Genomic DNA, 13,438 nt, shown 5'->3' with positions numbered 1-13,438 from the left:
ATGAAAAAGATACGGCTTTCCTTTAGAGGAAGCTTGCTGGCAGGGGGCGCACTATTTGGCCTGATCGTGCTGCTTGGGTTGCTGGCTCCCTGGGCCGCTCCGCATGATCCTCTGCATGTGGACCTTCTGAACCGTTTGGCACCACCCAGCCGTAAATATCCTTTCGGTACGGATCATCTGGGTCGGGATGTGCTGTCACGGCTCATTTATGGAATTCGGACAAGCGTATTAATCGCTTGTGCGATTACGGTAGCTACGCTGTGTATTAGTCTGCCCACAGGCTTGCTCATTGGTTATGTGCGAGGACGTGTGGATCAGCTGATTATGCGGGGAATCGACGGCGTACTGGCTTTTCCCGATATTATTTTAACGGTGGCGATTGTGGGTATTTTGGGGCCGGGTTTCGTCAACATGACCTTAGCGATTATTGCGGTACGGTGGGCGGGCTATGTCCGCTATATCCGCAGTTTGGTTCAAAAAGCCTGCCAGGAGGACTATGTACGGTATGCCCGTTTGTCCGGCAATTCACACATGCGCATACTAAGGCGTTATGTATTGCCACAAGTATGGCCGCAATTATTGGTATATGCGGTATGGGATATCGGACACGTGGTGTTAATGATCGCTGGACTCTCCTTTCTTGGACTGGGTGTACAGCCGCCCAAGCCAGAGTGGGGCGTGATGCTGCATGATGCAACCTCGTATTTTCAGGTGGCTCCGCATGTTATGATCTTTCCGGGTTTGGCGATTATGCTGTTTGTGCTTGCCTGCCAGCTTCTGGGTGATCATTTTTCAGAAAAGGGGGCGGCGAAATAGTGGGAAAACGACCAGTCATAGGGTGGAAGGATACGATAGAGCGAGCTTACGTACAAAAACCGTTGTTACACGTGGAACATTTGGAGATTAGTCGTACAGGTGCAGGAGCAAGCGGAAGCGGGAACGGGAGCAATCCGCTACTGCGAGATGTGAACTTTTCCGTCTACCCAGGGGAAATTGTGGCTCTGACTGGACCAAGTGGATGTGGCAAGAGCCTGACCGCACACGCAATCGCGGGTATGCTGGACCCAGATGTTGGTGTTACGCAAGGGTGCATCTACTATAACGGGGAAGACATTATCCCGTTCCATGAACAGCGCTGGCAAAGACTGCGCCGTGAGGATATTGCCCTGCTCATTCAACAATCGCTGAGCGGGCTGAACCCGATCCGTACCGTCCGCGCCCAGCTGACGGATACGCTTAGACTGCACAGGCGGCGCCAAATGCACGCCCAGAAGGAGCAGGGCCAGGCTGATCTTGCCCCGTCCCACACTGCATCACAGCAGACCCATCGACGACAGGGCGTAATGTCACGGATGCGACAGATGCTGAACCGTGCCACGGAGCTGGCTGGAGGCCGCACTACTCCAGGGCAGGAAGCTTATTTGTGTTCTCTGCTCCGCAAGGTCGGTTTTGCCGATCCTGAGTATATTCTGTCATCATATCCTTTTGAACTAAGCGGAGGTATGTGCCAAAGGGTGCTGCTGGCTGCAATGTTAAGCTCCGGCCCGCGCCTCTTTATTGCCGACGAGCCCACTACAGCGCTGGATGTGATCAACCGCGACAAGGTTCTGTCATTGCTTTTACAGTTGAGAGAGGATTTCGAGCTCACTATTTTGTTAATTTCACATGATCGTCAGGGTATGAGTCGCGTAGCAGATCGAGTATTGGAGATGACCCCGGAAGGGAGGATGCAACCGTGATATTGGAATTGAAGAACGTCACCAAAGCTTATCCTGTCCGCAGACGGAGAAAAGGCTGGTTCAATACGAAACACAGTGAGCAGGCTATAAAGAAAGTGAGCTTGGAATTACGACAGGGAGAATGCCTTGGACTGGTTGGAGAAAGCGGAAGTGGCAAAAGCACGCTGGCACAGTGTATCCTGGGGCTAGAGTCGTTGACCTCGGGGGAAATCTGGCTGAATCAGCAGCCCATACATACCGGAAGGATGAAAGATATTCATCTGTACAAACGAATTCAGTTAGTCACGCAGGACTCGGCCTCCTCACTGCATCCCCGTATGACCATTCGAGATATTCTGATGGAGCCGATCCGGAACTATTTTCCTGAGCGAAAAGTAAGGGCACTGGATATCTGCCTTTCCTTACTGGAATCGGTAGGGTTGGAGGCTGACAGTCTGAAAAAATACCCTGCGCAGCTAAGCGGTGGACAAAAACAGCGGGTGTGCATTGCTCGGGCGTTGGCCGTTGAACCAGAAATCATCCTGTTCGATGAATCCGTCGCCAATCTGGATACGACAACCCAGTCCTCCGTGCTGAACATGCTCAAAAGAATGCAGCTCGAACGTCAGTTGTCCTATCTTTTCATCACCCATGATCTTCAATCCACCCGTACGTTCTGTGATCGTGTTGCCGTCATGGTTCAGGGAGAGATCGTGGAAATATTCGAGGATTGGGATGAAGAGCTAGTGAAGCATGAATACACGCGTACTCTATTTCAAACGTTGGCGGATTAATCCATAAATTTAATATTATACAAATTCAAAATAAATAAGAGCTTTGCTTGTCGAATATTGTTGACAAAATATAATGTGGTACCTATTCTAAATATGATTATGATAATCATTATCACATATATAGAAAAGGGGAAATACATTGATGTCCGTTCGACACCGCAAGACTGCCACCTTTATGTTGGTGACGCTCCTCTTATTATCCGTTATTCTGGGCTGCGCGAAGCAGGAGAACACACCTGCATCCACCTCTACTAACGGAGCTGCCAATGAAAAGTCGATCACGCTATCGTGGCCACGGGACATTGGTACAATGAATCCTCACGTATACAACCCTTCCCAGCTATTTGCACAATCCATGATTTATGAGCCGTTAGTCAGCTACAAGCAAGGAGGCAAGCTAGAGCCTGCTTTGGCTGAATCTTGGACCATATCCAAGGACGGCAAGACATATACGTTTAAGCTGCGTAAAGGTGTGAAATTTTCCGATGGAACGCTATTTAATGCCGCGATTGTGAAAAAGAACTTTGACGCTATTATGAAAAATGAGAAAACGCATAGCTGGCTTGGTATAGTAGGCGTTCTCGATAAAACTGAAGCTGTAGATGACAGTACGTTCCTAATGACGCTCAAAGAGCCATACTACCCAGTTATTCAGGATCTGTCTGTCGTTCGCCCGTTCCGTTTTTTAGGTGAAGCCGGGTTCCCGGATGATGGAGATACGTCCAAAGGGATTAAGAAACCTGTAGGTACAGGACCTTGGATGCTGGATGAATACAAGCAGGATGAGTATGCAACCTTTAAGCGTAACCCGAATTATTGGGGTACTGCACCGAAGGTGGACAAAATTACGGTCAAAATTATTCCCGATGGTGAAACACGTGTAATGGCCTTTGAAAAAGGCGACCTGGATCTGATTTATGGAGAAGGTGTTATTAGCCTGGATGCTTTCAAACAGCTTCGCGACACGAATCAGTATGTTACCACGCTGTCCGAGCCTGTCGGCACAAGAAGCCTGTTGCTCAACTCGTCCAATCCCAAGCTGGCAGATCTTCGGGTACGTCTGGCACTCCAGCATGGATTTAACAAGCAGGCGATGGTGGAAGGCGTAACCTCGGGGCTCGAGGAAACAGCGGATACCGTTTTATCCAAAAACTACCCGTATACGAATGTCGACTTACAGCCAATAGGCTATGATGTGGAAAAATCCAAAGCATTGTTGGATGAGGCTGGCTGGAAGCTGCCCGCAGGCGGCACAGTACGGGAGAAAGATGGACAACAGCTGGATTTTGAGCTGATTTTCGATAAGACCGATCCGATCCAAAAGGCGATGGCTGAAACCATTCAGGCTGAATGGGGAGAGCTGGGTGTCAAAGTGAATCTGACCGGACTGGAGCTGACGGTTCAAATCAAGCGGCTTAGATCCAACCAGTTTGATCTGTATTTCTGGTACAACTACGGTGCGCCTTATGATCCGCATTCCTTTATTAATGTTATTGCCAAGAAGAGCTTCGGAATTTCTGAGGTGCTGAGCGCCCTTCCGATGAAGAAGGATCTGGATCAGCAAGTACACGAAGCACTTTCATCGACAGACGAAACTAAGCGTCAGGAGCTGTATGCCTCAATCTTGAAGACACTTCAGGAGCAATCTGCAATTGTACCTATTTCGTATATTAAGAAGACGGCAGTGTATCAGAAAAAGATTACTAACTTTGTATTCCCAGCTAATAGGGATGAAAATCCATTTGAGGGAATTGAAATTGGGAAGTAGCTGAAACGGGAAGGTAACGTTAATTTACAGGATAGGAGGACAACTTATGATTAGCTATATCGGGAAGCGAATGGTAGCGGTCATTCCTATTGTTCTCTTTGCCACCCTCGTTACCTTTGCACTCATTCATATTTCACCGGTTGATCCGGCTGAAGCTTATTTGACGGCTGCTCATATTTATCCTACCCCGGAAATTCTGGAGCAGAAGAGGCATGAGTTCGGGCTGGATCAGCCATTGCTGACACAGTATATGCATACACTTCAAAGAATCAGTCGGTTGGACTTTGGTACTTCGTATCTAACCAACAAGCCAGTGTGGGATGAGGTGAAGGCTCGATTGCCTGCCACTGTTGAGCTGGCCTTAAGCAGCATGGCATTATCCATCGTGGTGAGCATCCCGCTGGGTGTGTTGGCGGCGATGCGTAAAAATGGCTGGATCGACATACTGAGTCGAGGGATTTCGTATTTCGGGGCATCTATTCCCCAGTTCTGGCTGGGATATTTGTTAATCTTCTTTTTCTCTGTACGATTGGACTGGCTACCTGTAGAGGGTCGGGGAACGTGGCAGCATCTGGTGTTGCCGACGTTGACTCTGTCGCTGGTTCTGATTGCTTTATATACGCGTCTGTTGCGCTCCAGTGTGCTGGAACAGCTTCAGGAAACGTATGTCCAGTATGCCAGAACCAGAGGAATACGCGAGCGTGTGATTATGCTCAGGCACATACTCAAAATGGCCATTACTCCGCTAATAACAAGTATGGGCATGAATCTGGGCAAGTTGCTGACTGGAACGATTATTGTGGAGCAGGTGTTTTCATGGCCTGGGTTTGGCCGTTATTTCGTGGAAGCCATTTTTAACCGGGATATTCCCGTCATACAATGCTATGTGTTTTTGGCGGCATGCCTGTTCATCGTATGCAATTTGCTCGTTGATCTGGTGCACTTGTATATGGACCCCCGAATTTCTTCGAAGGGACGAGCAGAGCAGTGATGATAAGGTTGCGTAAAATGTTCAAAGGTCAAAAGGTAATCGTGGTTTGCTCTGTCGTGCTGGTAGCCCTTTTTATCATAATGGCGCTGGCTCCGTGGCTAGCTCCTCATGATCCGGTTAGAGTCAATTTACTGCATAGGCTGGAAGGCCCCTCAAAAGAGTATTGGCTGGGAACGGACCATCTGGGTCGGTGTAATCTATCCCGGCTGCTGTATGGAGCGCGAATTTCGCTCGGCTTTGCGACATTAATTTTCTTGTCCTCGCTTAGTATCGGTGTTGTGATCGGATCAGTTGCAGGTTATTTGGGCGGTTGGGTCGATAGTGTACTGATGCGGTTTTGCGAAGGCATTATGGCGTTTCCCAACTTGGTGCTTGTGCTCGGCATTGTTGGTATTTTTGGGCCAGGTCTCATGCAGGTGCTGTTTGCCTTGATGCTGGTGCAGTGGGTGTACTATGCCCGAATGTGCCGCAATATGGTCGTCAGTCTGAAAGAGCAGAATTTTATAGCGACCGCAAGGATTAGCGGCTCCTCCTCAGGGGCCATTATCCGGCGGCACATCATTCCGAATGTGCTGCGGCCGATTGTGGTCATTGGTACGCTGGAGATGGGCTGGGCGATCATGGATATCTCCGCGTTGTCATTCCTGGGTCTAGGCATCCAGCCGCCGACTCCTGAATGGGGAGCCATGATTCATGAGGGAACGGGATACATCCGCAGTCATCCGGAATTAATGATTTATCCGGGTATCATGATTCTGCTGGTGGTAATGGCCTTCAATATATTGGGAGAGGCGTTGTCCGACCGATATGGAATTGCCAAACGTCAGTAAAACAGGAGTGGGGACAACGATGGAGGACACAGCCAAGACGCAGGTGCTGGAGGTCAGTGGCTTGCAGGTAAAGCTCAAAACTGATGCAGGGGCGGTATCTCTGCTGGAACCTATCCATTTTGAACTGAAAAAGGGGCGGGTTCTGGGTCTTGTCGGCGAGAGTGGTAGCGGTAAAACAGTAACCTGTAACGCGCTGCTCCAGCTACTGGATCGCCAGACGATGGATGTGGAAGGCAGTGTTCGTCTGAACGGACGTGAGTTGAATGGAATGCCAGCCGAGGAGATGCGCCGCATTCGGGGCAAGGCAATTGCTTTTATTATGCAAAATCCGATGAGGGCTTTTACGCCAGTATATACGATTGGGGATCAGTTTATGGAAACGATCCGCACGCATACCGGATTAAGTAAACGACAGGCCCGTGATCTTGCTATAGCGGCTCTGGAAAATATGAATCTGCCCAATCCAGCCAAGCTAATGAAGTGTTATTCGTTTCAGTTGAGTGGCGGGATGCTGCAACGGGTCATGATCGCCATTTCCATGTGCCTGCGGCCAGCAGTGGTTATTGCGGATGAACCGACGACGGCACTCGATGTGGTTAATCAGCTACAGGTGCTGAGAGAGTTGGATCGCTTACGTACGGAATATGACACGTCTATTTTGCTGATCTCGCATGATCTGGGTGTCATCTCCCAAATGGCGGATGAAGTGGCAGTGATGCAGCGGGGGCGTATTGTTGAGCAGGCAGAGGTGTTTCAGTTGTTCGACCATCCACAGCATGAATATACGAAAATGCTGTTGCAGGCCAGACCTAAGTTGTCCCTTCAGGGCATAAATCAGTAGGGCGATGAGTTGCCTGTTGGATACTTTCAAAAGGGGAGCGAATGCATGTGCTGCAAGTGAAGGAAGTAACTCATAGCTATAGAAAGCGCAAATGGCTGGGCCGCTCCGAATCACGTCTCCCTGTGCTCACTGATGTGTCGCTTACCATAGAGAGCGGATTTTGCCTAGGACTGCTTGGAACCAGTGGAGCGGGGAAGAGCACGCTGGGCAAGGTTATTCTGGGGCTGGAGAAGCCGCAGGAGGGTCAGGTGCTGTTTCAGGGGCAGGACATCTATAATGGAAGTCCTCAAGTACGCAGGGGATTGCGACGGGATATGCAGGTTGTATTCCAGGACTGCTATTCTGCTGTAAACCCTCGCATGACCGCCGGACAGATTATCGGAGAGCCCTTGGACAATTACGAGCGGTTATCAGTGCAGGAACAAAAAAGAACGGTAGAAAATCTGCTGGAGCGGGTGGGTCTTAAGCCGGAGGATCGGAATAAATATCCGCATCAATTCAGCGGCGGACAATTACAGCGGATTAACATTGCACGGGCGATTGCGCTCAGACCCAAGCTGATCGTACTGGATGAGTCCGTCAGCAGTCTGGATATGGTTCATCAGATGCGCATTTTATCCCTGTTGGAAGAGCTGAAAACTTCATTTGGATTGTCATATCTGTTTATCACACATGATATTCGAGCGGCCTACGCCGTCTGTGATGGCATTGCTGTGATGGAACAAGGGAAATTAGTCGAGCACTGTGCTGAGAAAGATCAGATTTTTGAATCTGCTCACCCGGCTGTACAATGTTTAATTTCGTCCATTTTGCCGGAGCATCCAGCAGACCGTCTTCCGCTTCATGAATAACAACTGACCCGCAAGGGTCTTTTTTTGTGCGGCATCTGGTTAGATAATCAAAATGAAATTTGCTAGTTGTATTATTTGAATAACTCGTTATAATATAAAATCATAGTAAATTACTTGGATTTTAAAAGGGGATGTCATTTATGAAGAAATCTGCTTGGGTAGCAGCGATTGGGCTATCTCTTGTGTTAATAACGGGTGCCTTGAGTGGTTGTTCCTCGAAGGAAGCGGCATCAGGGGATAAGGTACTCTATGTGGGGACACAAAATGACTACCCGCCGTTTGCCTTTACGAATGATAAAAATGAGCTGACCGGATACGATGTGGAAGTAGTCAAGGAGATCGATAAGAAGCTGGACGGCTATAAGATTGAATTTGTACCTTCGGGCTGGGATGCGATATTCCTTGCGCTGGATGCGAATAAAGTGCAGATCATCGCAGATGAAGTTGCCAAAAATCCTGAGCGTGAGAAGAAGTATTTGTTTTCGGATGAGTCCTATTTCTCGGCTCAGTCGGTTATTATTGTGAAAAAGGGTAGAACGGATATCCATTCTCTCAAGGATTTGGAGGGCAAGAAGGTAGCCGCCTCGGTAGGCGATTCCTATACGCAGTTGCTGGAGCAGTATAATGCGAAGAACGGTAACAAAATTATTTTAAAATATAATGATACAGGCACTTCGTCCGACAACCTTCAAGATGTGCAAAATGGCCGAGTGGACGCTTATGTGAATGATCCAGTGATGGCGGCAGCAACGATCAAGAAGGAAGGCTTACAGGTGGAAGCTGTGGGCGAGCCTGTGCAAAGCGATAACATCAATCTAGTGTTCAAGAAGGATAAGCAGGGTGAAGAACTGAAAGCTAAAATCGACCCGATTATTAAAGAGCTTAAAGCGGACGGAACACTGAAAAAATTGTCTGAACAGTGGACAGGTGGAGAATTTATTCCTCAGTAATCACAATGTAAAGAATAGAGTGGGGTTCCTATGGAAAAGCTGTTTGATTTAGATTATATGCTGAAAAGCCTTCCCCAGATCGTGGAGTATCTCCCCGTTACCTTATGGATTGCGTTTGTCTCCATGCTGCTGGGTGCGATCATCGGGTTAGCTACGGCCTTAATCCGGATATACAAGGTGCCTGTCTTGGCACCCTTGTCTACATTGTATGTCTCGTACATCCGGGGAACACCGCTCATTGTGCAGCTGTTTCTCGTATATTACGGAATACCCAAGTTTTTGTATTATTTTCAGAGCGAATATGGCTTCTTGCAGCAATTCAATGTCTATGTCATTCCACCCGAGCTGTTTGCGTTGCTCTCATTTTCATTGAACCTGGGGGGGTATTTGTCGGAGACGTTCCGGGCAGCGATTCATTCGGTCGATCGGGGACAGTTTGAGGCGGCCAATTCCATCGGAATGAGCCAAACACAGATTATGCTTAAAATTGTATTGCCGCAGGCGCTAACGGTGGCTTTGCCCAATCTGGGAAATACGCTGATCAGTACAGTGAAGGATACGTCTTTTATCTTTATGATTGGTGTCGTCGATATGATGGGGCAGGCCAAAATTATGGGCGCGCGGGCGTTGGCTTTTTTTGAGGTCTATGTTGCGGTGTCTTTGATCTACTGGCTGGTGTGCATCATTATTGAGCGCGGGCTTGTTGTGCTGGAGAAACGTATTCGAATTTACGAAAGAAGTGAGTAAGGGCATGATTCAACTTCATCAAATTCATAAGCATTTTGGGCAGCATCATGTGTTAAAGGGCATAGACCTGACAGTAGGTAAGGGAGAAGTGGTGGTCATTCTGGGCCCAAGCGGATCGGGGAAGTCCACACTGCTGCGCAGCATTAATTTTTTGGAACAGCCGACCAGCGGTAGCATTGAAATTGATGGTCTGAAGGTAGATGCGGCCAAGGCCGGAAAAAAGGACATTCTCGGACTGCGGATGGCAACGGCAATGGTATTTCAGCAATATCAGCTGTTTAAAAATTTGAATGCACTCCACAACGTGATGATTGGTCTGACCAGTGTGAAAAAGATGGATCGCAAGCAGGCAAGGGAGATCAGTGAAGGCATTTTGGAAAAGGTCGGGTTAAAGGATCGTATGACCTATTATCCTGCCCAGCTTTCGGGTGGACAGCAGCAGCGTGTTGCTATTGCCCGCGCTTTGGCGCTGAATCCGCAGGTGCTGTTGTTCGATGAGCCGACATCCTCGCTTGATCCTGAACTGGTGGATGAAGTGCTGTCCGTGATTCAAAAGGTGGCGAGTGAAGGCAATACGATGATTATTGTCACGCATGAGCTTGGTTTTGCGAGGGATGTAGCGGATCGGGTCGTGCTGATGGAGCATGGTGCGATCGTAGAACAGGGACCGGTGGAGCAGTTTTTCAATCATCCGAAGGAAGAACGGACACGGCAATTTTTGGGCAAAGCTCTGGGGCAAAGAACGTTACAGGAGCAACCGTAAAATTCCGTACAATGACGTGGAAAGGGGTAGAACTTAGAGTAAAAAGCACGTTAGACTTATCGCAGGAGAAGGGAAACCTGCGTATGTCTGACGTGCTTTTTGGCGTGCTATATATAGATGCATCAGGCTACTGGTGGATGTACCCGGAGAATCCTCAGGTAGGATGAAAGGTCTTTTCCTGTGGGTATCGGGGAATCAGAATGATCTTCTGCTGCGTTCCTTCCGCAGTAAATACACAAAATAAGGAGCGCCCACAAGTGCTGTCATGATCCCGATGGGTATTTCACGTGGAACAATGAGCATTCTGCCCAAAATGTCGCCCAGCAGCATCAGATTCGCTCCCAGCAGGGCAGCCAGCGGAATCAGCCACTGATTGTGGCTGCCAACAAATCTTCGAGCCATATGGGGTGCCATCAGTCCGATGAAGCCGATGGCGCCGACCGCCGAGACTGAAATTCCGGCCAGTGTAACGGCAAGCAATAGAAGCAGCAGGCGCTGGCGAGTCATATGTACCCCGAGAGAAGTGATGGTCTCATCGCCAAGCTGGTAAATATTCAGCTTTCGGTAGCTGCCCCAGACCAAGGGTAGCAAGACAATGATCCAGGGCAGCAGTGAGATGACCTCCCGCCAGCTCCGGCCCCATAGGCTGCCTGACATCCAGAGCAAAGCCGTGTTCACATTGGTCGGGTGGGTTACGATGAGATACTGCGTGGCTGCCATGAGGACGGCCCCCATAGCGACCCCGACCAGAGCTAGAGCTGCTGGAGCCAGCGTAAGTCTACGGCTGAGCAGCAGCAGAATCAGGAATGTTCCCACGGCTCCGCCAAACGCCGCCAAGGGCAGGATATAGGCTGGAGACTGGGGGAACAGGAAAATCACAGCCGCCGCTGCAAATCCGGCTCCTTTGGAAATGCCGATCACGTCAGGACTGGCTAGCGGATTGCGAATCAGACTTTGCAGAATAGCTCCTGCCACGGCTAGTCCCATGCCTGCCAGCAGTCCAACCAACGTCCGGGGCAAGCGAACCTCGTATACGATAAAATGAAAACGGCTGTGCGTATCCAGCAGAGCCGAGCTGATATCACGCAAGGGAATAGGAAGTGCTCCCACACTGACCGAAACGATGCCGAGCAGGAGCAGCAAAAGCAAGGCGGCCACAAGATGGAAAGTTCTGGTCATCGTGTCCCCCTCCTTTTTTACGGGCCAGATAGATAAAAAACGGCCCTCCGATAGCAGAGGTTACAATTCCCACGGGCGATTCGAACGGAAACGAAATGATGCGGCTGAGGAGATCCGCATACACCAGCAGCAGTCCTCCGCCAAGCGCTGTCATCGGAACGAGCAACGAGAGACGTGTTCCAACCAGCGCCCGGGCGATGTGGGGTACGATCAGACAGACAAAGCCGATCGGTCCGCATACCGCCACGGCTGAGCCTGCCATTACGATAACCAGCAGCAGAGCCAGCGCTCGAACAAGAGGGACGCGCTGCCCTAGTCCGGCTGCGATCTCATCCTCCAATAGCAGCAGTCGCAGGGCTGGCAACAGCATAACGAGCAGCGCAAGACTCACGATGAAAAAAGGAAAAATCATTCGTACCTCCGTCCAGCCCGCCTGACTGACAGAGCCAGCCAGCCAGAAAATCATGGACTCCGTAGAGTACTGATTTAATATAATGAAGCCCTCTGTTAGTGACGACAGCATGAAATGAATGGTGATGCCCGCCAGCGCCAAGCGAACAGGCTGCTTGTCTGCGAATCCAGCCAGCGACCAGACCAGCCATGCACCTGCCGCTGCCCCAGCAAAGGCCATCAGCATCGTGGATGTTGCCGATAGCTGTGCGGATAAGACGAGTCCCAGCACCACGGCGAGAGAAGCCCCAGCGTTAATGCCAAATACATGTGGTGAAGCCAGCGGATTTCGTGTGGTGAGCTGGATCAATAGCCCCGCCAGCGCCAGCAGGGTACCGACCATGCAGGCGGTCAGGGTGCGCGGCAGGCGCAGCGTCTGAATATACAGATGTACCTTGTCACTGTGCTGATAGGTCAATGCCTGATACAGTTCAGCCCACGATATAGAGGCGGGGCCCCATTTGAGGCTGAATAACAAGCCCAGGATTAATAAAATCAAAGACACTAAAAACAGGAAGAGCAGAAACCGCGAACGGCTCTGCTTCTTGGTGGATATGGAATGGATCATTTTACTTCTCTCCCAGGCTGTTTACGATGTCCTCGGCTATTTTTTCACTTCCCAGCATCCCGCGGGACAAGGACCAATTACGTCGTTCTACCGTAAATACACGGTTGTTTTTAACTGCGTCTAATTTTTGCCACAAGGGATTGCCTTCCCACTGGTTCACGATCGTTGCAGGGTCTGTCGGCATCAGGAACAGTACCTGTGGGTTGGCTTCAACCAACTGCTCCAGTGTCAGCTCGGGATATGCCTTGTCGCTGTGCACCGGATCGGTAAAGCCTAACAGCTTTACAATGGAGCCAGTATATGCATGGTCCGAATGGGCGAAGAAGCCTTTAGGATTGACGACAGCAGGCAGTACGGTCAGAGAGGTGCTCTTCAGCTTCTTTTTGGCTGCATCCATTTTGACCTGATGTTCTTTCAGACGTTTTTGGGCCTCTTCACTTTTACCTACGGCCGTAGCGAGGATCGTGTAGTTTTTTAGCATATGCTCATAGTCTGCCTGAAAATCGTCCAGTGCCAGCACTGGGGCAATGCCTTTCAATTGAGTCAAAGCATTTTTGTGCTTATTAATATCCACAATAATCAGATCAGGCTGCAATGAGCTGATCAGTTCAATATTGGGTTCATAACGGGAGCCTACGGAAGTGTAGTCCTTCAGCTTGCTTTTCACGGAATCCATGAACAGTTCAGGCGTACCGTCATCAGCAATTCCGATAGGCTGCACACCCAGAGTCACCAGCATGTCCGTAAAGCTGAAATCCATTGAAATAATACGTGCAGGCTTGCCTGGTAAAGTGACAGTTCCGAGTGCGTCCTGAACGGTGATACGGTCTCCGTCAGATGAGCTGTTCGCTGGTTGGGAACCCGTCGAATTGTCGTTTGCCGCAGTCTGATTCGTGGAGGATGAACTACAAGCTGCCAAGCTAATAGCGAGCAGTAAGGTGAAGGCGAGGCCCAATATACGTGTAAACCAATGATGCATCCTGTTTCC

At 49.7% G+C, this 13,438-nt stretch carries 15 protein-coding genes; 12 read left to right on the top strand and 3 right to left on the bottom strand.

Annotated features, from left to right (window positions below):
- From nikC (HFE01_RS11575) to HFE01_RS11520, 12 genes are all read left to right on the top strand, one after another.
- The gene (gene nikC, locus HFE01_RS11575) at positions 1 to 816 is read left to right on the top strand and encodes a nickel transporter permease (RefSeq protein WP_016822603.1); all 816 of its coding nucleotides are present in this window, start codon (positions 1 to 3) and stop codon (positions 814 to 816) included.
- On the top strand, positions 816 to 1,739 hold the full coding sequence (locus HFE01_RS11570) for an ATP-binding cassette domain-containing protein (protein WP_167437918.1): 924 nt from the start codon (positions 816 to 818) through the stop codon (positions 1,737 to 1,739). Before nikC (HFE01_RS11575) ends, HFE01_RS11570 begins: the two co-directional genes overlap by 1 nt.
- Positions 1,736 to 2,512: an ABC transporter ATP-binding protein gene (locus tag HFE01_RS11565; RefSeq protein ID WP_167437917.1), complete on the top strand. Its 777-nt coding sequence runs from the start codon at positions 1,736 to 1,738 to the stop codon at positions 2,510 to 2,512. The genes HFE01_RS11570 and HFE01_RS11565 overlap by 4 nt, the downstream gene beginning before the upstream one ends.
- A gap of 142 nt (positions 2,513 to 2,654) precedes the next feature.
- Positions 2,655 to 4,280, top strand: a complete 1,626-nt coding sequence (gene nikA, locus HFE01_RS11560; RefSeq protein WP_167437916.1) for a nickel ABC transporter substrate-binding protein — start codon at positions 2,655 to 2,657, stop codon at positions 4,278 to 4,280.
- Positions 4,281 to 4,326: 46 nt separating this feature from the next.
- Complete coding sequence (gene nikB / locus HFE01_RS11555) at positions 4,327 to 5,271, top strand: nickel ABC transporter permease subunit NikB (protein WP_017426097.1); 945 nt, start codon at positions 4,327 to 4,329, stop codon at positions 5,269 to 5,271.
- Positions 5,271 to 6,101, top strand: coding sequence for a nickel ABC transporter permease subunit NikC (nikC, locus tag HFE01_RS11550; protein WP_167437945.1), 831 nt, complete (start codon positions 5,271 to 5,273; stop codon positions 6,099 to 6,101). Before nikB ends, nikC (HFE01_RS11550) begins: the two co-directional genes overlap by 1 nt.
- Before the next feature lie 19 nt (positions 6,102 to 6,120).
- Entirely contained in the window at positions 6,121 to 6,942 is an 822-nt protein-coding gene (locus HFE01_RS11545) for an ABC transporter ATP-binding protein (RefSeq protein ID WP_045244748.1), read from the top strand.
- A 41-nt stretch (positions 6,943 to 6,983) separates the two neighbouring features.
- Positions 6,984 to 7,793, top strand: a complete 810-nt coding sequence (gene nikE, locus HFE01_RS11540) for a nickel import ATP-binding protein NikE (protein WP_045244747.1) — start codon at positions 6,984 to 6,986, stop codon at positions 7,791 to 7,793.
- 140 nt (positions 7,794 to 7,933) lie between these two features.
- Entirely contained in the window at positions 7,934 to 8,743 is an 810-nt protein-coding gene (locus HFE01_RS11535) for a transporter substrate-binding domain-containing protein (protein WP_016822611.1), read from the top strand.
- A 30-nt stretch (positions 8,744 to 8,773) separates the two neighbouring features.
- Positions 8,774 to 9,490 (top strand): amino acid ABC transporter permease, encoded by a 717-nt coding sequence (locus HFE01_RS11530; RefSeq protein WP_016822612.1) that lies wholly within the window; start codon positions 8,774 to 8,776, stop codon positions 9,488 to 9,490.
- A 4-nt stretch (positions 9,491 to 9,494) separates the two neighbouring features.
- Positions 9,495 to 10,253: an amino acid ABC transporter ATP-binding protein gene (locus tag HFE01_RS11525; RefSeq protein WP_016822613.1), complete on the top strand. Its 759-nt coding sequence runs from the start codon at positions 9,495 to 9,497 to the stop codon at positions 10,251 to 10,253.
- An 11-nt stretch (positions 10,254 to 10,264) separates the two neighbouring features.
- On the top strand, positions 10,265 to 10,420 hold the full coding sequence (locus tag HFE01_RS11520; RefSeq protein WP_167442860.1) for a hypothetical protein: 156 nt from the start codon (positions 10,265 to 10,267) through the stop codon (positions 10,418 to 10,420).
- 28 nt (positions 10,421 to 10,448) lie between these two features.
- Here HFE01_RS11520 and HFE01_RS11515 read toward each other — a convergent pair whose 3' ends face one another.
- The 3 genes from HFE01_RS11515 to HFE01_RS11505 are packed head-to-tail and all read right to left on the bottom strand — an operon-like array spanning position 10,449 to position 13,429.
- On the bottom strand, positions 10,449 to 11,432 hold the full coding sequence (locus HFE01_RS11515) for a FecCD family ABC transporter permease (protein ID WP_167437915.1): 984 nt from the start codon (positions 11,430 to 11,432) through the stop codon (positions 10,449 to 10,451).
- Positions 11,335 to 12,450: a FecCD family ABC transporter permease gene (locus tag HFE01_RS11510; RefSeq protein ID WP_243208171.1), complete on the bottom strand. Its 1,116-nt coding sequence runs from the start codon at positions 12,448 to 12,450 to the stop codon at positions 11,335 to 11,337. Before HFE01_RS11510 ends, HFE01_RS11515 begins: the two co-directional genes overlap by 98 nt.
- 1 nt (position 12,451) lies before the next feature.
- Entirely contained in the window at positions 12,452 to 13,429 is a 978-nt protein-coding gene (locus tag HFE01_RS11505; RefSeq protein WP_167437914.1) for an ABC transporter substrate-binding protein, read from the bottom strand.
- Positions 13,430 to 13,438: the final 9 nt, after the last annotated feature.

Source organism: Paenibacillus sp. EKM10P (genome assembly GCF_011800655.1).
Classification (GTDB): domain Bacteria; phylum Bacillota; class Bacilli; order Paenibacillales; family Paenibacillaceae; genus Paenibacillus; species Paenibacillus polymyxa.
Note: the sequence above shows the minus strand (reverse complement) of the source record. Positions and strands in the feature narration are given on the sequence as shown.

Bases quoted from the DNA above. Each gene is read 5' to 3' on its own strand.
- nikC (WP_167437945.1), top strand. From the start codon at position 5,271: ATGATAAGGTTGCGTAAAATGTTCAAAGGTCAAAAGGTAATCGTGGTT.
- HFE01_RS11520 (WP_167442860.1), top strand. From the start codon at position 10,265: ATGACGTGGAAAGGGGTAGAACTTAGAGTAAAAAGCACGTTAGACTTA.
- nikA (WP_167437916.1), top strand. From the start codon at position 2,655: ATGTCCGTTCGACACCGCAAGACTGCCACCTTTATGTTGGTGACGCTC.
- HFE01_RS11510 (WP_243208171.1), bottom strand. From the start codon at position 12,450: ATGATCCATTCCATATCCACCAAGAAGCAGAGCCGTTCGCGGTTTCTG.
- nikE (WP_045244747.1), top strand. From the start codon at position 6,984: ATGCATGTGCTGCAAGTGAAGGAAGTAACTCATAGCTATAGAAAGCGC.
- HFE01_RS11535 (WP_016822611.1), top strand. From the start codon at position 7,934: ATGAAGAAATCTGCTTGGGTAGCAGCGATTGGGCTATCTCTTGTGTTA.
- HFE01_RS11530 (WP_016822612.1), top strand. From the start codon at position 8,774: ATGGAAAAGCTGTTTGATTTAGATTATATGCTGAAAAGCCTTCCCCAG.
- HFE01_RS11525 (WP_016822613.1), top strand. From the start codon at position 9,495: ATGATTCAACTTCATCAAATTCATAAGCATTTTGGGCAGCATCATGTG.
- HFE01_RS11515 (WP_167437915.1), bottom strand. From the start codon at position 11,432: ATGACCAGAACTTTCCATCTTGTGGCCGCCTTGCTTTTGCTGCTCCTG.
- nikC (WP_016822603.1), top strand. From the start codon at position 1: ATGAAAAAGATACGGCTTTCCTTTAGAGGAAGCTTGCTGGCAGGGGGC.
- nikB (WP_017426097.1), top strand. From the start codon at position 4,327: ATGATTAGCTATATCGGGAAGCGAATGGTAGCGGTCATTCCTATTGTT.
- HFE01_RS11505 (WP_167437914.1), bottom strand. From the start codon at position 13,429: ATGCATCATTGGTTTACACGTATATTGGGCCTCGCCTTCACCTTACTG.
- HFE01_RS11545 (WP_045244748.1), top strand. From the start codon at position 6,121: ATGGAGGACACAGCCAAGACGCAGGTGCTGGAGGTCAGTGGCTTGCAG.